The sequence below is a fragment of the Mesorhizobium sp. M1B.F.Ca.ET.045.04.1.1 genome (assembly GCF_003952465.1).
Lineage (GTDB): Bacteria > Pseudomonadota > Alphaproteobacteria > Rhizobiales > Rhizobiaceae > Mesorhizobium > Mesorhizobium shonense.
Genome location: NZ_CP034448.1, coordinates 4,743,819 through 4,767,661, shown reverse-complemented (window position 1 = coordinate 4,767,661; position 23,843 = coordinate 4,743,819). Strand labels below are relative to the sequence as shown.

Here is a 23,843-nt window from a genome sequence, read left to right as displayed (position 1 = left end):
CATATTGCACGCCACAAGTTGCCTAGCATGGGCGAAGTGCTTGACCGCAGTCCTGAAATTCGCGTGTTGCGCCGGGATTAGCCAGCCTTTAGGTCTTTGCTGGAATAGTGCCGGACTGTAACTCCGGCATAGGGGAACCTCTTCGCCCGAATGCGCCATATCACGACGACATTAGCCGCGCTGTTCTGGCTGTCGCTGGCCGCGAGCGCCAATGCCGATATGTTGGTCGGCGTCGCCGCGCCGCTCTCCGGGCCGTCGGCGATCCTCGGCAAGCAGATCGAGGCAGGAAGCGGGCTGGCGGCGGAGGCCCAAGGCATCACGGTCAATACCGTCGACGACGCCTGCACCGCCGACGGCGGCGCGGCGGCCGCCAGGCAATTCGTGGACGCCAAAGTCAGTGTCGTTGTGGGCTTTCTCTGCACCGAAGCGATCGAGGCGGCGTTGCCGATCCTGAAGGACGCCAATATTCCCGTCGTCACGATTGGCGTGCGCACCGAAAGCCTGACCGACAGGCGCGCCAAGACCGGCTGGCCGGTCTACCGGCTCGGGCCGCGCGGCGACGACGAGCGCAATGCCGTGGCCACGATCCTCACCCGGCTTTGGCAGAACGACTTGTTCGCCATTGTCGATGACGGCACCATTTATGGCCGAGAGGTCGCCGAGACCTTCCGCACGGCCGCCGAACAGGCGGCGCTGAAGCCGGTCTTCGTCGACACCTTTCGGCCGCAGCTCGACAACCAGATCGGGCTGATCGGCCGTTTGAAGAAGGCAGGCGCGACCAAGGTGTTTGCCGGCGGCGATGGCGACGACATCGCCATCATGGGGCGCGACGCCGCGCAGCTCGATGTCGGCATCACCTTCGCCGGCGGCGAGACGTTGCGGACGCCGACCGGCGATGTTCCCTATGCGGTAGGCACGCTGATGATCGCATTGCCGGAATGGGCGGAAATCGCAGACCCCAAGGTCGTGCAGGCCTTTGGCGAAAGGAAGATCGTGACGGACGGCTATACCTTGCCGGCCTTTGCCGCGGTAGAGGTGGCGAAAGCGGCAAAGGCCGATGCGGAGAGCTCCGGCAAATCGCTCGCCGAGGCCCTGACCGGGCATGACTTCGCAACCGCGATCGGCACCATCCGCTTCGACGAAAAAGGCGATCTCAGCCAGAACCCGTTCCGCGCCTTCCGCTTCGACGGCACGCATTTCGTTCCGCTGGAGGAAAAGTAATGTTCCGCACCGGACCTCGTAACCTGATCACCGATGTCGCCGGCCTCAGCGTCGGCAATGCAGACGACGCCAGGCTGAAATCGGGCGTGACGGTGGTGCTCTGCGAGGAGCCGGCGGTGGCCGGCGTCCAGGTGCTGGGCGGCGCGCCCGGCACGCGCGAGACCGATCTGCTCGAGCCGCAGAATTCCATCGAGGCCATCCACGCCGTCGTGCTGTCCGGCGGTTCGGCCTTCGGCCTCGATGCCGCTTCCGGCGTGCAGGCAGCGTTGCGGGAGAAAAACATCGGCGTCGAGGTCGGCGGTTTTCGCGTCCCGATCGTGCCGGCGGCGATCCTGTTCGACCTGCGCAATGGCGGCGATAAGGGCTGGAGCCGTTACCCGCCCTATCGCGAGCTCGGCTACGCGGCGGTTCAGGCGGCAACGGCCGGCTTCCCGATCGGCACTGTCGGCGCCGGCACCGGCGCGCTGACCTCCGGGCTGAAAGGCGGGCTGGGGTCGGCCTCGAGCGTGCTCGACAGCGGCGTCACCATCGGCGCGCTCGCCGCCGTCAACCCGACCGGCTCGGTGACGGTCGGGCGCAGCCGCCACTTCTGGGCGGCGCCTTTTGAGATCGGCGACGAATTCGGCGGCCTGGGCTATCCCGACCCGATGCCGGAAGACGCCAGAAAATCCTTTTGAAATACCGCGACCGGCATGTCGGGACACAAGCGGAAGGCGGCAGCACAACGATTGCGGTCATCGCCACCGACGCGATTCTGACCAAGGCCGCCGCCAAGCGGCTGGCGATTGCGGCGCATGACGGGTTTGCCCGCGCCGTCTGGCCGACACACACGCCGGCCGACGGCGACCTGGTCTTCGCGCTGGCGACCGGCAGCAGCGGCATCGAGCTCAGCGCCGACGCAGCGATCGACCTCTATGCGGCCGCCGGCGCCACCATGGCGCGCACCATCAGCCGCGGTGTCTATGCGGCCACGCCCGCCGAGGGCGATTTGTTTCCGGTCTGGTCGTCCCGCTGACGATCGTCCGCGGATCAGGTCGGGTCGGACTTCTCTTCCTCGAACGTCACCGCGACATCCGAATTCGCCGACAACCAGACTTTTTTCTCGTCGATTTCCGCGACGAGACTGAGCGGAATGTAGTGGTGGTGGCCTCTATGCCTGCCCATGCCGCTGTCGGCCTTGGTCAGCTTGATGCGCTGCCCATCGACCTTGTCGACGGTGCCGATATGAACGCCATCGGCGCCGATCACTTCCATGTGCTCGCGTATCCTGCTGATGTCGGTGGTCATGCTGGTCCTCCGTTGGATGGCCGCGCCCCCGTCGACTTGAGACGGCCGACAATAACAAACGAGCGCCGGATTGGATGCATCGAGCGCCACGTCTTGTTCACCATGGCGTGATAGGCATGACGCCAATGAGACAGACTGCATCGCCAGCGACACGCAACCTGAACGGCCATTCGCCATGCGACGTGGCCTGCTGCCCGTGACGCCGCTGCGGCCAAGCTCTTTGCGCCTCGGAAACCGCCTGCGCGATGCCCTACCCTCGACGGGCACCGCTGGCGTTGGCGCCTTGCTCTGGGGCATGGCGATGGGCGCAAGCGCGTTCCGCAACCTGCTGCTCTATAACTGGGAGACGTCGGGCAGGATCCGCCTCGTTGTGTTTCTGTATTTCATCGGCGGCGCGCTGGCCTTTCCGGTCGGGCTGACGCTTGCCAGGCTGGTATCGCGCGGCCGGCACTGGCAAACCGCTTTTGCCGCCGCCTTCGTATGCCTGCTTGCCACGACGCTTGGCTTCACCGGCGGCCTTTTCGCGCTGCAATACCGTTCCTATTACGCCGAGTAGCACGCGCCTGCCTTCACGCTGACCTGGGCATTCGAGTACGTCTTCACCGTGCTGACGGCGCTCTATCAGTTCGTCGTCCTGGGTGTGCGGCTCTATTTCCCGCTCGGCTTCCTCGCCCTTGCCGTGGCCAGCATCTGGTTCGCGCGCCAGCGGCGTTGAGCATTTGGCCCGCCTCTGTTAGGACGCGGCCAAAGCTTCTCCCAGGCAGGACTTGGAAACGATGATCCCTCGCTATTCTCGACCGGAAATGGTCGCCATCTGGTCACCCGAAACCCGCTTCCGCATCTGGTTCGAGATTGAGGCGCATGCCTGCGACGCGCTGGCCGAGCTCGGTGTCATCCCGAAGGAAGCGGCGAAAACCATCTGGGAAAAGGGCGGCGCCGCCAAATTCGACGTCGACAAGATCGACGAGATCGAGCGCGTCACCAAACACGATGTGATTGCTTTCCTCACCCATCTTGCGGAATTCGTCGGCCCGGATGCCCGCTTCATCCATCAGGGCATGACCTCATCCGACGTTCTCGACACCTGCCTTGCAGTGCAATTGACGCGCGCCAGCGACATCCTGCTTGCCGACATCGACGCGCTGCTTGGCGCCCTGAAACGCCGCGCCTTCGAGCACAAGGACAGCATCACCATCGGCCGCAGCCACGGCATCCATGCCGAGCCGACGACCTTCGGCGTCAAGCTGGCGCAGGCCTATGCCGAGTTCTCGCGCTGCCGCGAGCGGCTGGTGCATGCAAGGGAAGACATCGCCACCTGCGCCATCTCGGGCGCCGTAGGCACCTTCGCCAACATCGATCCCTATGTCGAAGAGCATGTGGCAAAGAAGCTCGGACTGAAGCCGGAGCCGGTGTCGACGCAGGTCATCCCGCGCGACCGCCACGCCATGTTCTTCGCCACGCTCGGCGTCATCGCCTCGTCGGTCGAGCGGTTGGCCATCGAGATCCGCCATCTCCAGCGCACCGAGGTGCTGGAAGCGGAAGAGTATTTCTCGCCGGGACAAAAGGGCTCGTCGGCGATGCCGCACAAGCGCAACCCGGTGCTGACCGAAAATCTCACCGGCCTTGCCCGCATGGTGCGTTCCTACGCCATGCCGGCCATGGAGGATGTCGCGCTCTGGCACGAGCGCGACATCTCGCATTCCTCAGTCGAGCGTATGATCGGCCCCGATGCGACAGTGACGCTGGATTTCGCGCTATTGCGGCTGACCGGTGTCGTCGACAAGCTGCTCGTCTATCCTGACAACATGCTGAAGAACATGAACAAGTTCCGCGGCCTTGTGCATTCACAGCGCGTGCTGCTGGCGCTGACGCAAGCCGGCGTGTCACGCGAGGACGCCTACCGCCTGGTGCAGCGCAACGCCATGAAGGTATGGGAACAAGGCGCTGATTTCCTTGAGGAACTTCTTGCCGACAAGGATGTCACGGCAGCGCTTCCCGAGGCCGAGATCCGCGAGAAATTCGACCTCGGCTACCACACCAAGCATGTCGACACGATCTTCAAGCGAGTGTTTGGAGAGGGCTGAGACAAGCTTCCTTCTCCCGTATAGTGACGGGGAGAAAGGCGCTTTCGCCGACGGCTTCGTCAAGCCTTGCCTGGCACAGTCCTGATCACCGTCCCCCACGGGTCTTCCCGCACAGTCTCGGCCTTCACATTGTCCGAGCGCATCTCGACCCAGGCGAGGCCCGAACGGGCCGGATCGCGGCGGCCGGCGCCGGCGCTGTGCCAGGCGTTGGCGCCGATATGGTGGTGGTAATGGCCGGACGACAGGAACACGGCCTGGCCGCCATATTTGGCGACGGTGTCGAAGCCGAACTCGTCATGCCACCAGGCTTCCGCCTCTTCCGGACGACCGACCCGCAGATGGACGTGGCCGACGACGGTGTTTTCCGGCGCGCCCTGCCAGCCGGCATCACCCACCGGCACGCTGGCAACGACCGCAGGCAGGTTCAGCCGCTCGGTCGCCATGGCTATTTTGTCGCCATTCCATCTCCAATCCTGCGGGCGGCGGTCGGAATAGATCTCGATGCCGTTGCCCTCGGGGTCGGTGAGATAAAGCGCTTCGCTGACCAGATGATCCGACGCGCCCTCGATGCCGATCCGGTCGGCGGCGGCGTGGTTGATCCAGCGGCCGAGATCGGCGCGCGACGGCAGCAGGAAGGCGGTGTGGAAAAGGCCGGCGCTGCGCGGATCGTCGGGCTTGGCCGAGGCATCCTGCTCCAGCACCAGCAGCGGACGGTTGGCGGCGCCAAGCGTGATCGCGCCCTCTGCGCGGCTCAGCTCTTGCAGGCCGACGACCGCGCGGTAATAGGCGGCAAGGTTTTCGGCGTCGCGCGCCTTCAGACCGACACGCGAGACGCTGACCGGCGTGGTCGCGGCAAAAGGCAGTTCGCTCATCAAACTCTCCGTTCTGGCGGCGACCTCCCGGTAGCGGCCACACCAGCTTTTATTAGGTACTTCTGTTTCCTGCCTCAGATTGTCCATCGCGATCGTTCACACAAGATGGAAAGAATCGAACACGTTGTTCACATTTGTGATCCGCTGCGCCCGACCGCCACGGTTGCATGAGACAATGCCGCTCGCTACATCGGCGCCATGAAAGTCAAGGACGCAGATATTCTCATCGTGCCGGGCTACACCAATTCCGGCCCCGAGCACTGGCAGACCCGTTGGCAGTCGAAGCTATCGACGGCGCGCCGGGTGGAGCAGGCCGAATGGTCGAAGCCAGTGCGCGAGGACTGGACGGCACGCGTGGCGAAGGCCGTCAACGAGGCCGAGCGGCCCGTCGTGATCGTCGCGCATTCGCTGGGCGTGGCGGCGGCGGTGCAGGCCATTCCGCAATTCGAAAGACCAGTCGCCGGCGCCTTTTTCGTGGCGCCGCCCGATGTCGCCAATCCTGAGATCAGGCCGAAGCACCTGATGACCTTCGGCCCCTATGCGCGCGAGCCCCTGCCCTTTCCGTCGATCGTGATCGCCAGCCGCAACGATCCGTTCTGCGCTTTCGACGTCGCTGAGGACATTGCCGCCGCCTGGGGGTCGCTGTTCATCGACGCCGGCGAGGCCGGCCATCTCAACGCGGATTCAGGCTTCGGCCCCTGGCCGGAAGGCTCGATGACCTTCGCCAAGTTCCTGACCGAGCTGAAGGAGCCTTGAGCAAAGCCAAGACGATATGGCGCGCTCAGGCGCCGATCGAATCCCGCATGCTCTTCAGAAGCGTCTTGGCGCCGAGCGAGATCAGCGTGTGGTCCGAGCCCATGGCGAGCAGCCGGTAGCCCATCGACACGACGCGCCCGGCGACGGCCGGTTCGATGACGTAGATCGCGGCATGTTTGCCCGCCTTGCGCGTCCGCTCGGCGATCGAGGCGACCGTCTCCATCATGCTTTCCAGCGTCGAATTGACCGTGGTGCCGTTCGACCAGGCGATCGAGAAGTCCGACGGGCCGACGAAGATGCCGTCGATGCCGGGCGTCTCGAGGATGCCGTCCAGCGCCTCGAACGCCGCCCGCGTCTCGACCATGGCAAAGGCCATGGTGCGCTGGTTCGAGTCGCGCAGCCATTCGGCGTGGTCGCCCTTGCCGTGGCGCGGGAAGGCATAGGTAGGGCCCCAGGAGCGCTCGCCCATCGGCGGATACTTCATCGCGGCGGCGAACTGCCTGGCATCGGCGACGGAGTTCACCATCGGGGCGATCACCGCCTCGGCGCCGAAATCGAGCGCCCGGCTCGCCATGTCGAAGCGGCCGACCGGAATGCGCACCAGGGCCGGCTTGTTGGCGGCCAGCACCGGCACCAGGCCGCGCAGCACGCTGTCCTCGTGGTGCCCGCCATGCTGCATGTCGAGGGTGACGGCATCAAAGCCCTGCTTGGCGATGATTTCGACTGTCAGCGCGTCCGGCACGCCGGACCAGGCGGTGAACAGCGTTTCGTCGGCAGCCAGGCGGGATTTGAGCGACATCGGAACTTCCCTTGTTAACAACGCATCGGCCCGAAAATCGGATCGATTTTCGGAAAGCACGATGCGAAGACCTAAAGCGTTGGAGCGTATTTTGTGCGTCCAAAAGGACGCATGTCGCTCCAACGCAGTTTCAGCCGGAAACGGCGGCAAGGCAAAGAAAAACCGCCCGACTCGGCCGGGCGGTCGATTGGTCCAGCTAGAGCATGATGCCGAAAAGTGTGAAGCGGTTTTCGGACGACATCATGCTCATAAAGACTCAGGCGTTCTTGATCTGCTCGATCGCCTGCGCCATCAGCTCGTCCATGGTGCGGCGGATCTGATGGTCCGACTGGTTGACGCCGGCCGCGTCGAAATCCTTGCGGATCTTGCGGAAGACGTCGTGATCGCCGGCTTCCTCGATGTCGGAGACGACCACCTCCTTGGCGTAGGTCTCGGCATCGGCGCCGGTTTTGCCAAGCTTTTCGGCGGCCCAGAGGCCGAGCGCCCTGTTGCGGCGCGCCGAGGCCTTGAAGCGAAGCTCTTCGTCGAAGACGAATTTGCGCTCGAAGCCCTCTTCGCGGTCTTTCATGCTGCTCATGACGTCCCTCCGGTCAAATCGATTCGCTTGGCGATGAATATGTGTGCTTACCCAGCACAAACCAAAAGGCTGCCGGCCGGTCAATACGCTACATCGTATGCTGCGCTGCGGCATTTCAGTCCCGAAACCGGTTGACCGGCTGGATTTGCCGATTGAGCAAACATTACGATTGCTATAGACACCGGCATTGAACGCCACCGTCGCCGCAACTAATTTAGGCAGACGGACAGGAACCGGTCGCTTGCCGCCTGCCCGCCAATCCAGAGAAAAAATCAGATGAAAAATCGCCGCCGCATTTACGAAGGCAAGGCCAAGATCCTCTATGAGGGGCCTGAGCCGGGAACGCTGATTCAATTCTTCAAGGACGACGCCACCGCCTTCAACAAGAAGAAGCATGAGGTGGTCGACGGCAAGGGCGTGCTCAACAACCGCATTTCCGAGCACATCTTCAATCACCTCAATCGCATGGGCATCCCGACACACTTCATCCGCCGGCTCAACATGCGCGAGCAGCTGATCAAGGAAGTCGAGATCATCCCGCTCGAAGTGGTGGTGCGTAACGTTGCCGCCGGCTCGCTGGCGAAACGCCTCGGCATCGAGGAAGGCACGGTGCTGCCGCGCTCGATCATCGAATTCTACTACAAGGCCGATGCGCTGGACGATCCGATGGTGTCGGAAGAGCACATCACCGCCTTCGGCTGGGCAAGCCCGCAAGAAATCGACGACATCATGGCTTTGGCCATCCGCGTCAACGACTTCCTCTCCGGCCTGTTCCTCGGCGTCGGCATCCAGCTGGTCGACTTCAAGATCGAATGCGGGCGCCTGTTCGAGGGCGACATGATGCGCATCGTCGTCGCCGACGAGATTTCACCGGATTCCTGCCGGCTGTGGGATGTCGCTACCCAGGACAAGCTCGACAAGGACCGCTTTCGCCGCGACATGGGCGGTCTGGTCGAGGCTTACCAGGAAGTCGCCCGCCGTCTCGGCATCATGAACGAGAACGAGCCGCCGCGCCCGACGGGTCCGGTGCTCGTCGCCTCCTCCGAGCCGCCCAAGGGCATGAAGCACTGATTACAAGCGGCCTGCCGGCAACGGCAGGTCCGCCGCCAGCGCCACCGACCACCCAGGAGTATCGATGAAAGCCCGCATCACCGTCACCCTCAAGAACGGAGTTCTCGACCCGCAGGGCAAGGCGATCGAGCATGCGCTGTCGGGGCTGGGCTTCGACGGCGTCGGCCAGGTGCGTCAGGGCAAGGTGTTCGACATCGAGCTCGACGGCACCGACAAGGCCAAGGCCGAAGCCGACCTCAAGGCCATGTGCGACAAGCTTCTGGCGAACACAGTGATTGAGAATTACGCGGTGGAGATCGCCTGACAATGAAATCAGCCGTCGTCCTCCTGCCTGGCCTCAACCGCGACCGCGACATGATCGCGGCGCTGACCAAGATTTCCGGACAGGCGCCGGCGACCGTCTGGCAGACCGATACCGAGATCCCCGATGTCGACCTGATCGCCATCCCCGGCGGCTTCTCCTTCGGCGACTATCTGCGCTGCGGCGCGATCGCAGCACGCATGCCTGTCATGCGGGCGGTGGCCGAAAAAGCCGCCAAGGGCGTCATGGTTGTCGGCGTCTGCAACGGCTTCCAGATCCTGGTCGAGGCGGGGCTGCTGCCCGGCGCCCTGATGCGCAACGCCTCGCTGAAATTCGTGTGCCGGCAGGTGAAGCTCGAGATCGCCAACGCCAACACCATGTTCACCCGCCGCTATCAGCCTGGACAGATCATCCGCTCGCCGGTCGCGCACCACGACGGCAACTATTTCGCCGATGCCGAAACGCTGGCGCGCCTCGAAGGCGAAGGCCAGGTGGTGTTCCGCTACGCCGAAGGCACCAATCCCAATGGCTCGATCAACGACATCGCCGGCATCGTCAGCGAAAAGGGCAACGTGCTCGGCCTGATGCCGCATCCGGAGAACCTGATCGAGGCCGCGCATGGCGGCAGCGACGGCCGCGCGCTGTTCGAAGGCGCGCTTGGCGTCGCCGCTTGATCCTTTCCGGACATTTCCTTCAGACCAATTATTTCAGAGCAACGGGCGGCCTGACCATGAGACTGACGACTGCCCGCCTTGCCATCCTGGCTGCCGCCGGACTTGCGTTGGCCTCTTGCCAGTCCGGCTCGAAGTCCACCCCGGCGCCTGCAGGCAAGAGCGCCTCGCTGCTTGCCATGGAGCAGGTTGCGATCGCCGCGCATAAATGCTGGATCGCCAGCAAGGATCCGGCCTTCAAATCCTACCAGATGGCGAACGAGCTCAACTCCTACAGCGGCACGCCGCGCTTCCTGCTGGTGCCGGCCAAACATTATGGCGGCAAGCCGCTGCTGGTCGTGCAGGCGCAGGGCAATTCCAGCAAGGTGGACGTATTCGGACCGCTGATGGCCGAGCCGCTCGGCGCGCGCATCGGCTCCGACATCGCCCGCTGGCAGGCCGGCAATCCGTCCTGCGCAGCCGCCGCGTGAGCCTGCCATGGGCCGGTTCCTGCAGAAAGCGGGACTTGTCATTGGGCTGATAGGGCTGGTCCTGCAGTTCGCGATCACCATCCCGGCGTCGATGGCGGCGGGCCGCGGCCTGCTCGGCCCGATCGTCTTCTATTTCAGCTTCTTCACCGTCCTGACCAACATCGCCGCGGTGCTGGTGCATGCTTCGCTGGTCTCGCCCGCCGGCTATGCCTGGTTTCCGGCCTTTGCCGGTAAGCGCGTGCGGGCCGGCGTCGCGGTGGCCATAACGCTGGTTTTCATCGTCTATCACACCGTGCTGGCGCAGCTGTGGCAGCCACAGGGCCTGTTCCTGTTTTGCGATATTCTGCTCCACGACCTAACGCCGCTGATCTTCGCGCTGTGGTGGCTGATCGCAGGCGCCGACGGGAAAACGCGCTGGCGCGACATCTCCTGGTGGATGATCTATCCGCTCGCCTATCTCGCCTATGCGCTGATACGCGCGCCATTCGCTGGCGAGGTGCCCTACCCGTTCCTCGACGTGGCGAAGAACGGCGCGGCCAGCGTCACCATTTCGGCGCTGGCCACGACCGCGCTGTTTCTCGGTCTATGCGTGCTCGCCGTGCTTGCCGATCACGGCGTCGCCCGCCTGCGGAAGTGATCCGCAGCCGCTCCGGAAGCGATTAGTCCCAGAACGGCCTGATGCCTTCGCGATGGGCGTCGCAGCGTGAGACACCGATATCCTTGAGCTGCTCGTCGGTCATCTCAAGCAGCGCAAGGCGCCCGCGACGGCGCTCGAGCATCCGCCCGATCTGCCTGGCGACGGAACGAAGCACAAGCGCCAGCCGGCCGACGAAGCCGCGCCGAACCGACGAATGGCCATACAATTCAGCGCCGCCGCTATGGAATGCATCAATTGTATTCATATCTCGTTCTGCCAAACTAATGAATTGTACCCTTCCCACCCGTGATGTCATATCGATTGACTCATCGCGCGGTGCAATATAGAAAATTGTCACCATGACAAATTGGCTCCCCGATCTTTCCGCTGGATCCGGCCCCCTGTATCAGCGTCTTGCTGACAGCATTGAGTCAGATATCGACAAGGGTGTCATCGATGCCGGTGCAAAACTGCCGCCGCAGCGCGACCTCGCCTATGACATCGGCACCACTGTCGGCACCATCGGCCGGGCCTATCAGTTGCTGCGAGAACGCGGGCTGGTGAGCGGCGAGGTCGGGCGCGGCACCTATGTACTCGCGCAACGCACGGAGATCCCGAAAGCGGATATCGAGCCCGCCGTCCAAGGCACGCGCCCCATCGATGCCCCGACGGGCAAGCTGCGCTTCGACAGTACCGCGGCACCCGATGTCGGCCAGGGCGCCGTCATCGCGGACTTGCTGGCGCGCACTGCGCAGGAACATCCACACGACATAGCGAGCTACACCAGGGATTTTCCCGAACGCTGGTATGAGGCCGGCAGCCGGTGGCTGTCGCGCAACGCCTTCCACCCCTCGCCCGATTCGATTGTTCCGACACTCGGCACCCATGCCGCCGTGATGGCGGCGATCGCCGCGCTCACCACGCCCGGCGACTATGTCGTCTTCGAGCATCTCACCTATTCGCAGATCTCGCGCAGCGCCGGGCTGATCGGGCGCCGCACGGCACTGGTGTCGGCGGATGATGAAGGCATCGACCCTGACGATTTCGAGCGCGTCTGCGCGCAGAAGCACCCCAAGATGATGTTCGTGATGCCGACGGCGAAGAACCCGACGCTGGTGACGCTGTCGGCGGAGCGGCGCCAGGCGATCGCGCGTATTGCGCGCGAGTACAATGTCGTCTTGATCGAGGACGACCTCTATGGCGAATTGACTGACGATCCGACGCCGCTGCTTGCCGAATATGCCCCGGAGCGCACGATCGTCGCCGGCGGTCTGTCGAAATCTGTCGCGGCCGGCGTGCGCGGCGGCTGGCTTTCCTGTCCGCCCGCCTACCGCCACCGCATCCGCGTCGCCCACAAGATGATGACCGGCGGCCTGCCCTTCCTGCTGGCGGAGGTTGGAACCAGGCTGGTGATGTCCGGCCGGGCCGGCGATATCCGCCAACGCTGCATTGCCGAGATCCAGGCCCGTCTCCAGGTTGTGCGCGAGACGCTGGCGGGGTTCGACTTCAAGACAAGGGACAATGTGCCCTTCGTCTGGCTGACTTTGCCGGACCCGTGGCTGTCGGGCACCTTCAAGAATGCCTGCCTGGCGCAGGGTGTGCTCATCGACGACGAGGATGAATTCAAGGCCGGTCGTTCCGAGCAGGTCTTTCACAGCGTCCGCTTTGGCGTATCGCAGCCGCGGCAGAGCGAGGATGTCGCCCGCGGCGTCGCGGTCATCCGCCGCTTGCTTGACGAAGGCCGCGCCGGCTACGACAGTTTTTCCTGACCCGCCCAGCGCTGTCGGTCGAGCACGCGCCGACGCAGTGGTTTTCTGGCGTTTTTTCGTTATCCGGTGGGGTGTATCGCGCGAAAGCTTGCGATAAGAGGAGACTCGAAAAATCCCCTCTCCCACGGATACCAATCGCCGCCCATGACCATTTCCAATTCCGTGCCGATCACTCCCGAGCTCGTCGCCGCGCATGGGCTGAAGCCCGACGAATACCAGCGCATCCTCGATCTGGTCGGCCGCGAGCCGAGCTTCACGGAGCTCGGCATCTTCTCGGCGATGTGGAACGAGCACTGCTCCTACAAGTCGTCCAAGAAATGGCTGCGCACGCTGCCGACCAGCGGCCCGCAGGTTATCCAAGGGCCGGGCGAGAATGCCGGCGTGGTCGACATCGGCGACGGCGACTGCGTCGTCTTCAAGATGGAGAGCCATAACCATCCCTCCTATATCGAACCCTATCAGGGCGCGGCGACCGGCGTCGGCGGCATCCTGCGCGACGTCTTCACCATGGGCGCGCGGCCGGTTGCAGCGATGAACGCGCTGCGCTTCGGCGCGCCGGACCATCCGAAAACCCGGCATCTGGTCGCCGGCGTCGTCTCCGGCGTCGGCGGCTATGGCAACTCCTTCGGCGTGCCGACGGTGGGCGGCGAGGTGAATTTCGACGCGCGTTACAACGGCAATATCCTGGTCAACGCCTTCGCGGCCGGCCTCGCCAAGACCAACGCCATCTTCCTGTCGCAGGCCAAGGGCGTCGGCCTGCCGGTCGTCTATCTCGGCGCCAAGACCGGGCGCGACGGCGTCGGCGGCGCCACCATGGCTTCGGCCGAGTTCGACGACAAGATCGAGGAGAAGCGGCCGACCGTCCAGGTCGGCGACCCCTTTACCGAAAAATGCCTGCTGGAAGCCTGCCTCGAGCTGATGGCGTCGGGCGCCGTCATCGCCATCCAGGACATGGGTGCCGCCGGTCTCACCTGCTCGGCCGTCGAGATGGGCGCCAAGGGCGATCTCGGCATCGAGCTCGATCTCGACAAGGTGCCGGTGCGCGAGGAGCGCATGAGCGCCTATGAGATGATGCTGTCGGAAAGCCAGGAGCGCATGCTGATGGTGCTGCGCCCCGAAAAAGAGGAAGGGGCCGAGGCGATCTTCCGCAAATGGGGCCTCGACTTCGCCATCGTCGGCAAGACGACCGACGACCTGCGCTTCCGCGTCCTCCACCAGGGCGACGAGGTCGCGAACCTGCCGATCAAGGAACTGGGCGACCAGGCGCCGGAATATGACCGCCCGTGGGTTGAAGCGAAGAAGCCTGCGCCGCTCGCGGCCAGCGATGCGCCGAAAGCCGATGTCGCGGACGCGCTGCTGAAATTGCTTGGCGGGCCGGATCTCTCCTCGCGCCGCTGGGTGTGGGAGCAATACGACACGCTGATCCAGGGCAATTCGCTGCAGCTTCCGGGCGGCGACGCCGGCGTGGTGCGCGTCGACGGCCATCCGACCAAGGCGCTGGCCTTCTCCTCCGATGTGACGCCGCGCTATTGCGAAGCCGATCCTTACGAGGGCGGCAAGCAGGCCGTCGCCGAGTGCTGGCGCAATCTCACCGCCACTGGCGCGCTGCCGCTCGCCGCCACCGACAACCTCAATTTCGGCAATCCGGAGCGGCCGGAGATCATGGGCCAGTTTGTCGGCGCGGTGAAGGGCATCGGCGATGCCTGCCGCGCGCTCGACTTCCCGATCGTCTCCGGCAATGTCTCGCTCTACAACGAGACCAACGGCCGCGGCATCCTGCCGACGCCGACCATCGGCGGCGTCGGATTGATTGCCGACTGGTCGAAGATGGCCCGCATCGGCTTCGCCGCCGAGGGCCAGATGATCGTGCTGGTCGGCGCGCCGGCAAGCTGGGGCAGCCATCTCGGCCAGTCCGTCTATATGCGCGACATCCACGGCCGGACCGACGGCCCGCCGCCGCCGGTCGATCTCGAACATGAGAAGCGCGTCGGCGACCATGTCCGCGCGTTGATCGCCTCCGGTATCGTCACCGCCGCGCACGACGTATCCGATGGCGGCCTTGCCGTGGCGCTCGCCGAAATGGCGATGGCGTCAGGCATCGGCGCCACCATTCCAGGGCTTACCGGCACCGACCCGATCCCGGTCTGGTTCGGCGAGGACCAGGGCCGCTACCTGCTGACGCTCTCGATCGACCCGCAAAGCGGCGAATGGGACAGGATCCGCGAGGAGCAGGGCATGCTCGGCATCTTCGCGCCTTGGATCGGTACGACCGGCGGTCGCGAATTGAAACTCGGCGAAGCGCGCACGATCCCGGTCAGCGAATTGACCGCCGCCCATGAGGGCTGGTTCCCGCGCTTCATGGATCAGGCGGTTTGACCAGATTGGCGGTCCGGGCGCTGCTTGCAGCCGTCTTCTGGCCGTCGCTGTTCTTTTTCTGGTTTCTCGGGCCGTTCGTCTTTCTGCTGCTGTCGACGACCTCGAGCGAGGTTTGTCCGCGGCTCGAAACGCGGGTCGAATTCCTTGCCGCGGCCAACGGCACAATTCCGATGCTGGCCGTCCAGAGCTTCGTCTACACGATTCCGGTTTTGTGCCTGGTCCTCTGGGAGCAGCTTTTGCCGGAACCGACTCGGGCAAGGCAGATCGTCACCTGCGTCAAGCTCTTAGCTGTGACCGTCGTCCTCGGAGCGCTGTGGGCCTATGGTTCCTCGCTTATGTGCGATGGGTACGGCCAGTCGTTCTTTTCCCCGATGTGGCAGTGGACCAGTTACTTGCCCATGGTCGGTATCGCGATCAATGTCCCGCTCTATGTGCTGACCTTCAGCCTCGGTCGCGCCTACTCGATGCGTGAGGACGTGCCCGCCGCCGACGCGGCTCATCTGGATCAGAACATGTCGTGAGCCGTCGGCGTGGACGGAACCGCTTCAATCCGGGCCGGAAAGGCTCTACGCTTAGCGCCGACTCTCATCGTACGGGCTGCACCGCTCCCCGCTCGAAAACAGGATTTTTGTCATGGCAATGGACGCGCGCGACATCGAACGGTTGATCAAGGAAGGCATTCCGGACGCAAAGGTGACGATTCGCGATCTGGCAGGCGACGGCGACCATTACGCGGCCGAAGTGGTGGCCGAAAGCTTCCGCGGCAAAAGCCGGGTGCAGCAGCACCAGATGGTCTATGACGCGCTGAAGGGCAAAATGGGCGGCGTGCTGCACGCGCTGGCGTTGCAGACCAGCGTTCCCGACTGAGCCCGGCCACCAACCAAGCTTAAAAAGCATGTCTCCCGAAAATGGGAACCGGTTTCGGGACAAAGACATGCGTAAAATCAAAAACCTAAAGCGCATGGAGCGAATCTGAAAGATCGCGAGGCGCTTTAGCCCAAAACGCACCATCCCTTGCGCCATTCCGTTGGCGTCGTGGCTAACGTCTTGTTTCAGCCAACCTATGGGTTTATTTGATGGACATGTTTCGAGCCTGACTCCCACAGGCGTGAAAGGATCGTCCATGACCGGCATCAACGACTACATCGACAATGAAGTGAAGAGCAACGACGTCGTGCTCTTCATGAAAGGCACGCCAGGCTTCCCGCAATGCGGGTTTTCCGGCCAGGTTGTGCAGATCCTCGATTATATCGGGGCCGACTACAAAGGCGTGAACGTGCTCGACTCGGCAGAGCTGCGCCAGGGCATCAAGGACTACTCCAACTGGCCGACCATTCCGCAGCTCTACGTCAAGGGCGAGTTCGTCGGCGGTTGCGACATCGTGCGCGAGATGTTCCAGGCCGGCGAGTTGCAGGATTTCCTCGTCGAAAAAGGCGTCAGCGTCAAAGGCGCCGCCTAAGTTCGCGCGGGCCGGCAATTTAGCCGGCAGATGCAAGGCACCCGGGGCCGCCCCCACCTCGGCAATGTAGTTCCCGACTTCGGGGAACGAGACGAACAAATGCGCCGGTCCACCGGCGCATGTTCGTTTGCAAGATCGGATTTTGCCGTGGACAAGCAGATAGAAGCGTCGCAACGGGCTCTGCCCATTCCGCGCTGGGAATTCATTGCGCTCTGCGCGGCGCTGATGGCGCTCAACTCTCTGGCCATCGATATCATGCTGCCGGCCCTGCAGCAGATCGGAGCCTCGCTCGGCGTCGAGAACGAAAACCACCGCCAGTACGTCATCACAGCCTATATTCTCGGCTTCGGCAGCGGACAGCTCTTCTTCGGTCCGATCTCCGATCGCTTCGGGCGCCGCGCGCCGCTGGTTGCCGGCCTGATCATCTATGTCGCGGCGGTTGCCGCCGCCGCCGTCGCGCCCACCTTTGCCATCCTGCTTGGCTGCCGTGTCGTGCAAGGCCTCGGCGCCGCGGCGACGCGCGTCATCGCCGTCTCGATCGTGCGCGACACGTTCGAGGGCCGCCGCATGGCCGAGGTGATGTCGCTGATCTTCATGGTGTTCATGGCGATCCCGGTCGTCGCCCCCGGCATCGGCCAGTTCATCATGCTCTTTGCCACCTGGCACTGGATCTTCGTCACCATGGCCGTCGGCGCGCTGGTCGTCTCGAGCTGGTCGCTGCTGCGCCTGCCGGAAACGCTGCATCCGGAATACCGCCGGCCGCTGACGGTCAATGCGGTTGTCGGCGGCTTCCGCATCGTGCTCACCAACCGCATCGCGCTTTGCTATGCCTTTGCCAGCACCTTCATCTTCGGTGCGATGTTCGGCTTCATCAATTCGGCGCAGCAGATCTATCTCGACGTCTTCCATGTCGGCGAGCTGTTCCCGCTGATCTTCGCCGGTGTCGCCGGCGTGCTTGCTTTCTCGAACTTCCTCAACGCGCGGCTCGTCGGCAAGATCGGCATGCGCCGCCTGTCGCAAAGCGCGCTGCTCTTGTTCCTCGCCATCAGCCTGATCTGGCTTGTCGTCTCGCTCGAAATGCAGATGCCGCTCTGGCTGTTCATAACCTTCTTCGCCGGCGCGATGGTGCCGTTCGGCTGCCTCGGCGCGAACTTCAACGCGCTTGCGATGGAGCCGCTCGGCGAGCTTGCCGGCACGGCGTCCTCCATCCTCGGCTTCATGCAGACTTTTCTCGGCGGCCTCCTCGGCACGCTGATCGGCCAGGCCTATAACGGCACGGTCACGCCCCTGGCGGCCGGCTTCTGCAGCGTCTCGGTCGCGGCCCTGCTGATGATCCTGATCGCCGAGCGCGGACGGCTGTTCCAGCCGCACAATCCGCCGGTGTGACGCAAGGAACGTCGGTCTATTCGGCCCAAAGCTCGAGGCGCAATTCGTCCCAGCTTTGCTTGTCCGGTGCGACGAGCAGCCCGCCGTCGACATGCGACGGCAGATAAGGATCGCCGTCGATGCGCGCGGCATAACCGCCAGCCTCCGCATGGATCAGCACGCCAGCCAGGTGATCCCAAGGCATCAGCTTGTTGTAGACGACGAAGTGGCCGTGGCCGCTCGCCAGCAACCGGTATTCATGCGCCGCGCAGCGATAGCCGAACTGCGACAGCGCCTTGGTTTGGTTGCGCGCCAGCCGGGAGCGCTCCGGTTCCTTGAGATATTGCCACGATACCGCGCCCGTCATCTGCGAGATCGGCACCGGCTCGGCGACCCGCACCTTCTCCAGCGCGCCATGCGCGTGGCGGATATGGCTGCCGGCCCCCTTGGCGCCGATCAGCCAGTCTTTGCCGACCGGGTCGTGGATGATACCTGCAACCGTCTCGCCTTTGACGACGACGCCCAGCATGACGCCGAAGAGCGGCACGCCGGAGGCGAAGTTGAAGGTGCCGTCGACCGGATCGATGACGAAGGCAAGCTCGGCGTCACCCAGACCGGCAAGCAAGGCCGGATTGTCGGAGCAGGCCTCCTCGCCGACGATCATCGCTGAAGCGTAGCGCTCGCGCAGCCTGGCTGCGATCAGCCTCTCGGCATTGACATCCGCTTCGGTCACCAGATCGGCGGCCGACGTCTTCTGGCGGACATCGCCCTCGCCCAGCCGGCGGAAGCGCGGCATGATTTCGGCCCTGGCTGCGTCGGCGAGAAGGTCGGCCAGCCAGTCGATCGCACGATCGTCAAATGTCATCGGAAATGTCTTGCCCTGTGATGAAGCGCGCATCGAGCGCGGCGAAGTCGAACAGTTTTCGGTCAAGCAGGTGTGAGGGCCGCACATTGGTCATGGCGCGGATCATCGTGTCCTTGCGGCCGGGCATGCGCTTCTCGATGTCGTCGAGCATCGCCTTCATGGCGTTGCGCTGCAGCCCTTCCTGGCTGCCGCAGAGGTCGCAGGGGATAATTGGGAACTTCATGGCGCCGGCGAATTTCTCGAGATCGGTCTCCGCGCAATAGGCGAGCGGGCGCAGCACCATGACGTCGCCCTCGTCGTTGATCAGCTTGGGCGGCATGGCGGCGAGACGCCCGCCATGGAAGAGGTTCATGAAGAAGGTCTCGAGGATGTCCTCGCGGTGGTGGCCGAGCACCAGGGCGGCGCAGCCCTCCTCGCGCGCGATGCGGTAGAGATGGCCGCGCCTCAGCCGCGAACAGAGCGAGCAATAGGTACTGCCCTCGGGCAGCTTATCGGTGACCACCGAATAGGTGTCCTGGTACTCGATGCGGTGCGCAATATCGTTGGCATTGAGATAGTCGGGCAGGATGTGTTTTGGAAAATTCGGCTGGCCCTGGTCGAGGTTGCAGGCGAGCAGCTCGACCGGCAGCAGGCCGCGCCATTTGAGGTCGAGCAGCAGGGCGAGCAGGCCATAGGAATCCTTGCCGCCGGAGAGCGCCACCAGCCAGCGCTCGCCGGGCTTCACCATGGCGAAGTCTTCGATCGCCTGGCGGGCAAGCCTCAAGAGCCGCTTGCGCAGCTTGTTGAACTCGACCGAGGACGGCACGTCGCGAAAAAGCGGATGAAACCCGCCCTCCTCCTCGCCGGCGATCGGTTCAAGCGATTTGACGCCAAGTGATTTGGTATCTGGCAGCATGTTCATGGCACTGGTGCCCAGTGGTCGTTGTCGCCAACCGGATTAGCGGACACGGCCGACAAAGAAAAGGCCGCCTCGAGGGCGGCCTTCGATTGCTTGCTGCTGGATTTCCGATCAGCGCGAATAGAATTCGACCACCAGGTTCGGCTCCATCTGGACGGCGAACGGAACGTCCGACAGACCGGGAACGCGGGCGAAGGTGGCGGTCATCTTGTTGTGGTCGGCCTCGATGTAGTCCGGCACGTCGCGCTCGGCGAGAGCGACCGATTCCAGCACGATGACGAGTTGCTTCGACTTCTCGCGCACCTCGATGACGTCGCCCGGCTTGCAGCGGTACGAGCCGATGTTAGTGCGCCTGCCGTTGACGTTGACGTGACCGTGGTTGACGAACTGACGGGCGGCGAAGATGGTCGGCACGAACTTGGCGCGATAGACGATCGCGTCGAGACGCGACTCGAGCAGGCCGATCAGGTTCTCGGAGGTGTCGCCCTTGCGGCGGTTGGCCTCTTCATAGACCTTGCGGAATTGCTTTTCCGAAACGTCGCCATAGTGGCCCTTCAGCTTCTGCTTGGCGCGCAGCTGCAGGCCGAAGTCGGAAAGCTTGCCCTTGCGGCGCTGCCCGTGTTGGCCGGGGCCGTATTCACGCTTGTTGACCGGGGACTTCGGGCGGCCCCAGATGTTTTCGCCGAGACGGCGGTCGATCTTGTATTTCGCGGATTCGCGCTTGCTCATCGCATTCCCTTTCAAAACAATATACCCAGAACCCCATGGCTCCGGGTGAAGGAAACGCGCCCTCCTCTGGCCTCCGCTTTCGAGACCTGACAGGGTTTTCCACGCAACGCGACGGAAAACCCACGGGACACGTCAGTTCAAACAAGACCGCCGACAGGCCGGTGAGGTCTTGCCATGCAAAAGAAACCACCGGGCGTCGCCACCCGGTGTTGGTGGCCTGTTAAACAGAGATTTAACCGCTGTCAAGCTTATGACTGGCGACGCAGCGGCCGACCCTATACCGTTCTGCGTTGCATGCGGTGCCGGATGTGGCGGATGCCGACGGCATCAGGGCGGGGTGCAACCATTTTGGGACGTAAGCTCGCCCTGACACTTGATGAAGGGACTGGAGCAGAGGAGTCCGAAATTCCCATGAAGAAGTTCTTCCTTACCCTGACGGGAGCCGCGGTATTGGCGGGGTCGATGGCGGTCATGATGCCGGAGCCGGCAATGGCGAGGCACTGGTATGGCCACAAGCAGGTCTGCCGCGTCGTGGTGAAGAAAAGGGTCGTGTGGCGGCACGGCCACCGTCAGGTCATCCGCTACAAGGTGCGGCACTGCTAGTGGCGCCGGTAATCGACTGCGAATAGTCATCGAGACGGAGCCCGCAGCCCATAACCGCGGGCTTTTTTTCAGGCAGGCAACGCCAGATGGCGGTGTGCGTCAAGATTTCTTCTTGGGCAGGCTCTTGCGCTTGGTCTCGGCGAATTCTTCCAATTCCTTCTCGCTCATCGACTCGTACATCCCGCGCGAGGCGCCCTTGAGCTCGCTTTTCTTGATCTCGCCGCGTTTGGCGGCAAGCGCCGCGCCGGCCGCCTTTTGCTGAGCTTGTGATGTGGCAGGCATGGTGAGTTCCTCCTTGCTGTGAGAAGAAACGCTGCGCCATAGGCCACAGTTCCGGCGCTAGCGCATGTCTCCCGAACGTGGGAACCGGTTTCGAGACAAAGACATGCGTAAAATCAAAGACCTAAAGCGCACTGAGCGAACCTGAAAGATCGCGATGCGCTTTAGCGCGCGGTCAGGCCAAAGCCCTGAATGAGTCGCCTCGTGGCGAAATCCACCTTGCCGGAGGTGAAGACGGCAATGTCGGGTTCCCCCTCGCCCGACGGCTCGCCGACAGGTTCGAGCAGCGACATGGCCCGCCGCGCGATGGCTTCCGCCGGGTCGATCCAGTCGACGGGCCAGGGCGCCGTCTTGCGCATGCGGTTGGCGAGAAACGGATAATGCGTGCAGGCGAGCACGACGATGTCGGTGCGCTGGCCGTCACGCTCGATGAAGCACGGCGCGATCTCGGCGCGCACGGCCTCCTCGTCGACAAAGCCCTCCCGCATGTAGATTTCGGCCAGTCCGGCAAGCCTGTCGCTGCCGACCAGCCGGACATGGCACTTCTGCGCCCATTTGCTGATCAGGTCGCGCGTGTACTGGCGCTTCACTGTGCCCGGCGTCGCCAGCACCGACACCAGGCCGGAACGCGTGCGCTCAGCAGCCGGCTTGATCGCCGGCACAGTGCCGACAAAGGGGTGGCCGGGAAATTTTTCGCGCAGCGCATCGATCACCAGCGTCGAGGCGGTGTTGCAGGCGATCACCGAAATCGCCGGCTGCAAGCGGTCGAGCAATTTGCCGAACAGCGCCAGTATGTGTTCCTTGAGCGCTGCTTCCTCCCATGCGCCGTAGGGGAACGCCGCGTCGTCGGCGACATAGACGAAGCGCCGGTCCGGCATCAGCACGCGCGCCTCGCGCAGTACGGTCAGTCCGCCGACACCGGAATCGAACATCAGGATCGGGCGCTGGCTTGATCGATCGCTCATTGTCATCCGACCACAGGAAGGAGTTGGCCAGTGATTTGGCCAACGGCGCTTCTATCCTGAACGATCATGGTCTTGAAGTGGCAAATGCCAGCAGCTTTTGCGCAGGTCAGCTCAGAGCCCACGCTTGCCGAAGCCCGCAGGTCGCGGCCGGCCAAACGGCTGCGGCGCCGGCGACGGGCGCGCGGCTGGCGCCGCGCTGTGAGGGGCCGAGGCGGCTGCGGCTGTCCGGTCAGTAGCTGTTGGCAGCACGGAACCGTCGAAGTCGAAGACGGATGTCAGCTCGTCGATGTCGCTGCCGGCGACAGGCTTTGCCCACAAGATCGTGGCCCAGAGGCCGAACAACGAGAGACCGAGCAGGTTCAAGCCGCTTGGGGCGCTTTCCGGATTGCCGAAATCGATCACCAGCAGCGTGCCGGCCTGCAAGAAAGCATAGATGGCGGAGAAGACGATGTAGGCCCAAAGGATCCACTTAGGCCCATTGGCGTCGCGGCTGCGGCGCCAGGCGATATTGCCGCGCAGCACGACGAAGATCAGAGACACGATAAGAGCAGCGCCGGCCAGGCCTTGCCGTGACGGCCCCGGCATCGAATTGATCAGCCCCGCGAAACCGATCGTCACGGCAATGCAGAGCATGATCGCCACCGCCTCCGCCATGAACAGGCCGAGCGAATAGAAGAAGAAACGCAGACGGCCAATATTGGACGTGAACATCTGCTACCCCACCGTTTCAATAACGATGGATCAAAACCGCATAATATTCGGTTACTTTGAAGGACCGGAGCTTACAGATTTAACTTTCTTTGTCCGCCGCTCTCTTCCGCGCAGCCGGTAACCGCCTCGGGTCGTCGCCCGGCGAACCGTCGCCACGCGGCATTGCCGGCGAAAATCGGTCGAGAGACGAGATGATGCCGCGCAGCACTTTGAGTTCCGGTTCGGCGAAGCCCGCCCGCGTCAGCACGGCGCGCAGATTGTCGACCATCTTCGGCTTCTTTTCTTCCGGGCGGAAATATCCGCGCGCCTCGAGAGCGCCTTCGAGATAGGTGAACAGGCTGTGCAGTTGTTCCTTGGTCGCCGGCACCAGCTCGGGCCCTGAGAAGTTGGTCGCGGTCTCCTCGGCAAGGCCGGACTTCATCCATTCATAGGACATCAAAAGCACCGCTTGCGCGATGTTGAGCGAGGAGAAGCTGGGATCGACCGGGAAGGTGACGATCTCGTCGGCGAGGCCGACCTCGTCATTGTAGAGGCCGAAGCGCTCGCGGCCGAAGAGAATTCCGGTGCGCAGCCCGGCCTGCCCGCGTGCCCGGAGCGCCCTGCCCGCCTCCACCGGGCCGCGCACCGGCTTGAAGCCGTCGCGCTCGCGCGCCGTGGTGGCGAAGACGAAGTTGAGGTCGGCGACCGCGGAGGCCAGATCGTCGAACACCTTTGTCGCATCGATGACATGGTCGGCACGGCTGGCGGCCGCGCGCGCCTTCTCGCTCGGCCAGCCGTCGCGCGGATTGACCAGCCGCAGCTCCGAAAGGCCGAAATTCGCCATGGCGCGCGCGACCATGCCGATATTCTCGCCGAGCTGCGGCTCGACGAGGATGATCGCCGGTCCGATGGCGTTGGCGGGGTCTTTTGCGGCTGGCATGGCTCTCCGTAACCAGGGTTTGCGGCGTTTCGGCGTCCCCTGCCACATCCGGCCCGGAAAATGAAGCATTCACAACAGCAGTACCCGTCCATAGTGGTACGGATCGCGGTTTGCGCGCTCAAAAAGGCTTTGATATACGCTCCGCAACCCCGGCCGAAA

Annotated in this window: 28 protein-coding genes and 1 pseudogene; 17 read left to right on the top strand and 12 right to left on the bottom strand. The window is 63.7% G+C overall.

The window, feature by feature from the left end; translation table 11 throughout:
• The first annotated feature begins 150 nt into the window (after positions 1-150).
• Together EJ071_RS23480 and EJ071_RS23475 are read left to right on the top strand one after the other, a co-directional pair.
• Positions 151-1,221 carry a branched-chain amino acid ABC transporter substrate-binding protein gene (locus EJ071_RS23480; RefSeq protein WP_126099997.1) on the top strand — a complete coding sequence of 357 codons (1,071 nt, stop codon included), beginning with the start codon at positions 151-153 and terminating at the stop codon, positions 1,219-1,221.
• A pseudogene (locus EJ071_RS23475) lies at positions 1,221-2,236 on the top strand (P1 family peptidase). Before EJ071_RS23480 ends, EJ071_RS23475 begins: the two are co-directional and overlap by 1 nt.
• 14 nt (positions 2,237-2,250) lie before the next feature.
• On the opposite strand, the gene EJ071_RS23470 reads toward EJ071_RS23475, so the two are convergent.
• The gene (locus EJ071_RS23470) at positions 2,251-2,508 is read right to left on the bottom strand and encodes a DUF2171 domain-containing protein (RefSeq protein ID WP_126099996.1); all 258 of its coding nucleotides are present in this window, start codon (positions 2,506-2,508) and stop codon (positions 2,251-2,253) included.
• Between the two features lie 175 nt (positions 2,509-2,683).
• On the opposite strand from EJ071_RS23470, the gene EJ071_RS40280 reads away from it, so the two are divergent.
• Complete coding sequence (locus EJ071_RS40280; protein ID WP_348628111.1) at positions 2,684-3,064, top strand: hypothetical protein; 381 nt, start codon at positions 2,684-2,686, stop codon at positions 3,062-3,064.
• Positions 3,065-3,284: 220 nt separating this feature from the next.
• Positions 3,285-4,592, top strand: a complete 1,308-nt coding sequence (purB, locus tag EJ071_RS23460; protein ID WP_126099995.1) for an adenylosuccinate lyase — start codon at positions 3,285-3,287, stop codon at positions 4,590-4,592.
• A gap of 59 nt (positions 4,593-4,651) precedes the next feature.
• Here purB and EJ071_RS23455 read toward each other — a convergent pair whose 3' ends face one another.
• The gene (locus EJ071_RS23455) at positions 4,652-5,464 is read right to left on the bottom strand and encodes a VOC family protein (RefSeq protein ID WP_126099994.1); all 813 of its coding nucleotides are present in this window, start codon (positions 5,462-5,464) and stop codon (positions 4,652-4,654) included.
• A gap of 198 nt (positions 5,465-5,662) precedes the next feature.
• Between EJ071_RS23455 and EJ071_RS23450 the strand changes: the two genes are divergently transcribed.
• Positions 5,663-6,220: an alpha/beta hydrolase gene (locus EJ071_RS23450; RefSeq protein ID WP_126099993.1), complete on the top strand. Its 558-nt coding sequence runs from the start codon at positions 5,663-5,665 to the stop codon at positions 6,218-6,220.
• Positions 6,221-6,245: 25 nt separating this feature from the next.
• Here the strand turns inward: EJ071_RS23450 and EJ071_RS23445 are convergent, their stop codons facing one another.
• Both EJ071_RS23445 and EJ071_RS23440 read right to left on the bottom strand, forming a co-directional pair.
• Positions 6,246-7,019, bottom strand: coding sequence for an HpcH/HpaI aldolase/citrate lyase family protein (locus tag EJ071_RS23445; protein WP_126099992.1), 774 nt, complete (start codon positions 7,017-7,019; stop codon positions 6,246-6,248).
• Between the two features lie 256 nt (positions 7,020-7,275).
• The gene (locus EJ071_RS23440) at positions 7,276-7,596 is read right to left on the bottom strand and encodes a DUF1476 domain-containing protein (RefSeq protein ID WP_126099991.1); all 321 of its coding nucleotides are present in this window, start codon (positions 7,594-7,596) and stop codon (positions 7,276-7,278) included.
• Positions 7,597-7,872: 276 nt separating this feature from the next.
• Between EJ071_RS23440 and purC the strand changes: the two genes are divergently transcribed.
• The 5 genes from purC (at position 7,873) to EJ071_RS23415 (ending at position 10,746) form a co-directional block, all read left to right on the top strand.
• On the top strand, positions 7,873-8,667 hold the full coding sequence (gene purC / locus EJ071_RS23435; RefSeq protein ID WP_124997632.1) for a phosphoribosylaminoimidazolesuccinocarboxamide synthase: 795 nt from the start codon (positions 7,873-7,875) through the stop codon (positions 8,665-8,667).
• A 64-nt stretch (positions 8,668-8,731) separates the two neighbouring features.
• The gene (gene purS, locus EJ071_RS23430; RefSeq protein WP_126089007.1) at positions 8,732-8,971 is read left to right on the top strand and encodes a phosphoribosylformylglycinamidine synthase subunit PurS; all 240 of its coding nucleotides are present in this window, start codon (positions 8,732-8,734) and stop codon (positions 8,969-8,971) included.
• Positions 8,972-8,973: 2 nt separating this feature from the next.
• Positions 8,974-9,642, top strand: a complete 669-nt coding sequence (gene purQ, locus EJ071_RS23425; RefSeq protein WP_126099990.1) for a phosphoribosylformylglycinamidine synthase subunit PurQ — start codon at positions 8,974-8,976, stop codon at positions 9,640-9,642.
• Between the two features lie 56 nt (positions 9,643-9,698).
• Positions 9,699-10,109: a hypothetical protein gene (locus EJ071_RS23420; RefSeq protein ID WP_126099989.1), complete on the top strand. Its 411-nt coding sequence runs from the start codon at positions 9,699-9,701 to the stop codon at positions 10,107-10,109.
• Between the two features lie 7 nt (positions 10,110-10,116).
• A complete protein-coding gene (locus tag EJ071_RS23415) occupies positions 10,117-10,746 on the top strand; it encodes a Pr6Pr family membrane protein (RefSeq protein WP_126099988.1) in 630 nt (209 codons plus the stop codon).
• A gap of 22 nt (positions 10,747-10,768) precedes the next feature.
• On the opposite strand, the gene EJ071_RS23410 is transcribed toward EJ071_RS23415, so the two are convergent.
• Positions 10,769-11,011 carry a DUF1127 domain-containing protein gene (locus EJ071_RS23410; protein WP_126102693.1) on the bottom strand — a complete coding sequence of 81 codons (243 nt, stop codon included), beginning with the start codon at positions 11,009-11,011 and terminating at the stop codon, positions 10,769-10,771.
• A 94-nt stretch (positions 11,012-11,105) separates the two neighbouring features.
• On the opposite strand from EJ071_RS23410, the gene EJ071_RS23405 reads away from it, so the two are divergent.
• The 6 genes from EJ071_RS23405 to EJ071_RS23380 all read left to right on the top strand — a co-directional run bounded on the left by EJ071_RS23405 (position 11,106) and on the right by EJ071_RS23380 (position 17,736).
• A complete protein-coding gene (locus tag EJ071_RS23405; protein ID WP_126099987.1) occupies positions 11,106-12,515 on the top strand; it encodes a PLP-dependent aminotransferase family protein in 1,410 nt (469 codons plus the stop codon).
• Positions 12,516-12,659: 144 nt separating this feature from the next.
• A complete protein-coding gene (gene purL / locus EJ071_RS23400; protein WP_126099986.1) occupies positions 12,660-14,891 on the top strand; it encodes a phosphoribosylformylglycinamidine synthase subunit PurL in 2,232 nt (743 codons plus the stop codon).
• A complete protein-coding gene (locus EJ071_RS23395) occupies positions 14,888-15,412 on the top strand; it encodes a hypothetical protein (protein ID WP_126099985.1) in 525 nt (174 codons plus the stop codon). The genes purL and EJ071_RS23395 overlap by 4 nt, the downstream gene beginning before the upstream one ends.
• Before the next feature lie 112 nt (positions 15,413-15,524).
• Positions 15,525-15,758 (top strand): BolA family transcriptional regulator, encoded by a 234-nt coding sequence (locus EJ071_RS23390; protein ID WP_126099984.1) that lies wholly within the window; start codon positions 15,525-15,527, stop codon positions 15,756-15,758.
• Positions 15,759-16,014: 256 nt separating this feature from the next.
• Positions 16,015-16,350: a Grx4 family monothiol glutaredoxin gene (gene grxD, locus EJ071_RS23385; protein ID WP_059185116.1), complete on the top strand. Its 336-nt coding sequence runs from the start codon at positions 16,015-16,017 to the stop codon at positions 16,348-16,350.
• A gap of 186 nt (positions 16,351-16,536) precedes the next feature.
• Positions 16,537-17,736, top strand: a complete 1,200-nt coding sequence (locus tag EJ071_RS23380) for a multidrug effflux MFS transporter (RefSeq protein ID WP_189521561.1) — start codon at positions 16,537-16,539, stop codon at positions 17,734-17,736.
• A gap of 16 nt (positions 17,737-17,752) precedes the next feature.
• Here the strand turns inward: EJ071_RS23380 and EJ071_RS23375 are convergent, their stop codons facing one another.
• From EJ071_RS23375 to rpsD, 3 genes are all read right to left on the bottom strand, one after another.
• The gene (locus EJ071_RS23375; protein ID WP_126099982.1) at positions 17,753-18,580 is read right to left on the bottom strand and encodes an inositol monophosphatase family protein; all 828 of its coding nucleotides are present in this window, start codon (positions 18,578-18,580) and stop codon (positions 17,753-17,755) included.
• Positions 18,570-19,481 (bottom strand): tRNA 2-thiocytidine(32) synthetase TtcA, encoded by a 912-nt coding sequence (gene ttcA / locus EJ071_RS23370; protein ID WP_126099981.1) that lies wholly within the window; start codon positions 19,479-19,481, stop codon positions 18,570-18,572. The genes EJ071_RS23375 and ttcA overlap by 11 nt, the downstream gene beginning before the upstream one ends.
• Before the next feature lie 108 nt (positions 19,482-19,589).
• The gene (gene rpsD / locus EJ071_RS23365; RefSeq protein WP_126099980.1) at positions 19,590-20,207 is read right to left on the bottom strand and encodes a 30S ribosomal protein S4; all 618 of its coding nucleotides are present in this window, start codon (positions 20,205-20,207) and stop codon (positions 19,590-19,592) included.
• A gap of 411 nt (positions 20,208-20,618) precedes the next feature.
• Between rpsD and EJ071_RS23360 the strand changes: the two genes are divergently transcribed.
• The gene (locus tag EJ071_RS23360) at positions 20,619-20,810 is read left to right on the top strand and encodes a hypothetical protein (RefSeq protein WP_126099979.1); all 192 of its coding nucleotides are present in this window, start codon (positions 20,619-20,621) and stop codon (positions 20,808-20,810) included.
• 99 nt (positions 20,811-20,909) lie between these two features.
• Here EJ071_RS23360 and EJ071_RS23355 read toward each other — a convergent pair whose 3' ends face one another.
• The 4 genes from EJ071_RS23355 to EJ071_RS23340 form a co-directional block, all read right to left on the bottom strand.
• Complete coding sequence (locus EJ071_RS23355) at positions 20,910-21,092, bottom strand: DUF3008 family protein (protein ID WP_126099978.1); 183 nt, start codon at positions 21,090-21,092, stop codon at positions 20,910-20,912.
• 161 nt (positions 21,093-21,253) lie between these two features.
• Positions 21,254-22,054: a glutamate racemase gene (murI, locus tag EJ071_RS23350; RefSeq protein WP_126099977.1), complete on the bottom strand. Its 801-nt coding sequence runs from the start codon at positions 22,052-22,054 to the stop codon at positions 21,254-21,256.
• Positions 22,055-22,165: 111 nt separating this feature from the next.
• The gene (locus EJ071_RS23345) at positions 22,166-22,765 is read right to left on the bottom strand and encodes a hypothetical protein (protein ID WP_126099976.1); all 600 of its coding nucleotides are present in this window, start codon (positions 22,763-22,765) and stop codon (positions 22,166-22,168) included.
• A gap of 79 nt (positions 22,766-22,844) precedes the next feature.
• Positions 22,845-23,684 carry an RNA methyltransferase gene (locus EJ071_RS23340; protein WP_126099975.1) on the bottom strand — a complete coding sequence of 280 codons (840 nt, stop codon included), beginning with the start codon at positions 23,682-23,684 and terminating at the stop codon, positions 22,845-22,847.
• Positions 23,685-23,843: the final 159 nt, after the last annotated feature.

Excerpts from the sequence above, each read along its gene's own strand:
- EJ071_RS23345 (WP_126099976.1), bottom strand. The coding sequence starts at position 22,765 with ATGTTCACGTCCAATATTGGCCGTCTGCGTTTCTTCTTCTATTCGCTC.
- purQ (WP_126099990.1), top strand. The coding sequence starts at position 8,974 with ATGAAATCAGCCGTCGTCCTCCTGCCTGGCCTCAACCGCGACCGCGAC.
- murI (WP_126099977.1), bottom strand. The coding sequence starts at position 22,054 with ATGAGCGATCGATCAAGCCAGCGCCCGATCCTGATGTTCGATTCCGGT.
- EJ071_RS23405 (WP_126099987.1), top strand. The coding sequence starts at position 11,106 with ATGACAAATTGGCTCCCCGATCTTTCCGCTGGATCCGGCCCCCTGTAT.
- rpsD (WP_126099980.1), bottom strand. The coding sequence starts at position 20,207 with ATGAGCAAGCGCGAATCCGCGAAATACAAGATCGACCGCCGTCTCGGC.
- purS (WP_126089007.1), top strand. The coding sequence starts at position 8,732 with ATGAAAGCCCGCATCACCGTCACCCTCAAGAACGGAGTTCTCGACCCG.
- EJ071_RS23415 (WP_126099988.1), top strand. The coding sequence starts at position 10,117 with ATGGGCCGGTTCCTGCAGAAAGCGGGACTTGTCATTGGGCTGATAGGG.
- EJ071_RS23445 (WP_126099992.1), bottom strand. The coding sequence starts at position 7,019 with ATGTCGCTCAAATCCCGCCTGGCTGCCGACGAAACGCTGTTCACCGCC.
- EJ071_RS23440 (WP_126099991.1), bottom strand. The coding sequence starts at position 7,596 with ATGAGCAGCATGAAAGACCGCGAAGAGGGCTTCGAGCGCAAATTCGTC.
- EJ071_RS23410 (WP_126102693.1), bottom strand. The coding sequence starts at position 11,011 with ATGAATACAATTGATGCATTCCATAGCGGCGGCGCTGAATTGTATGGC.
- EJ071_RS40280 (WP_348628111.1), top strand. The coding sequence starts at position 2,684 with ATGCGACGTGGCCTGCTGCCCGTGACGCCGCTGCGGCCAAGCTCTTTG.
- EJ071_RS23390 (WP_126099984.1), top strand. The coding sequence starts at position 15,525 with ATGGCAATGGACGCGCGCGACATCGAACGGTTGATCAAGGAAGGCATT.
- EJ071_RS23450 (WP_126099993.1), top strand. The coding sequence starts at position 5,663 with ATGAAAGTCAAGGACGCAGATATTCTCATCGTGCCGGGCTACACCAAT.
- EJ071_RS23340 (WP_126099975.1), bottom strand. The coding sequence starts at position 23,684 with ATGCCAGCCGCAAAAGACCCCGCCAACGCCATCGGACCGGCGATCATC.
- grxD (WP_059185116.1), top strand. The coding sequence starts at position 16,015 with ATGACCGGCATCAACGACTACATCGACAATGAAGTGAAGAGCAACGAC.
- EJ071_RS23470 (WP_126099996.1), bottom strand. The coding sequence starts at position 2,508 with ATGACCACCGACATCAGCAGGATACGCGAGCACATGGAAGTGATCGGC.
- EJ071_RS23420 (WP_126099989.1), top strand. The coding sequence starts at position 9,699 with ATGAGACTGACGACTGCCCGCCTTGCCATCCTGGCTGCCGCCGGACTT.
- purC (WP_124997632.1), top strand. The coding sequence starts at position 7,873 with ATGAAAAATCGCCGCCGCATTTACGAAGGCAAGGCCAAGATCCTCTAT.
- EJ071_RS23480 (WP_126099997.1), top strand. The coding sequence starts at position 151 with ATGCGCCATATCACGACGACATTAGCCGCGCTGTTCTGGCTGTCGCTG.
- ttcA (WP_126099981.1), bottom strand. The coding sequence starts at position 19,481 with ATGAACATGCTGCCAGATACCAAATCACTTGGCGTCAAATCGCTTGAA.
- EJ071_RS23360 (WP_126099979.1), top strand. The coding sequence starts at position 20,619 with ATGAAGAAGTTCTTCCTTACCCTGACGGGAGCCGCGGTATTGGCGGGG.
- EJ071_RS23355 (WP_126099978.1), bottom strand. The coding sequence starts at position 21,092 with ATGCCTGCCACATCACAAGCTCAGCAAAAGGCGGCCGGCGCGGCGCTT.
- purB (WP_126099995.1), top strand. The coding sequence starts at position 3,285 with ATGATCCCTCGCTATTCTCGACCGGAAATGGTCGCCATCTGGTCACCC.
- purL (WP_126099986.1), top strand. The coding sequence starts at position 12,660 with ATGACCATTTCCAATTCCGTGCCGATCACTCCCGAGCTCGTCGCCGCG.
- EJ071_RS23455 (WP_126099994.1), bottom strand. The coding sequence starts at position 5,464 with ATGAGCGAACTGCCTTTTGCCGCGACCACGCCGGTCAGCGTCTCGCGT.
- EJ071_RS23375 (WP_126099982.1), bottom strand. The coding sequence starts at position 18,580 with ATGACATTTGACGATCGTGCGATCGACTGGCTGGCCGACCTTCTCGCC.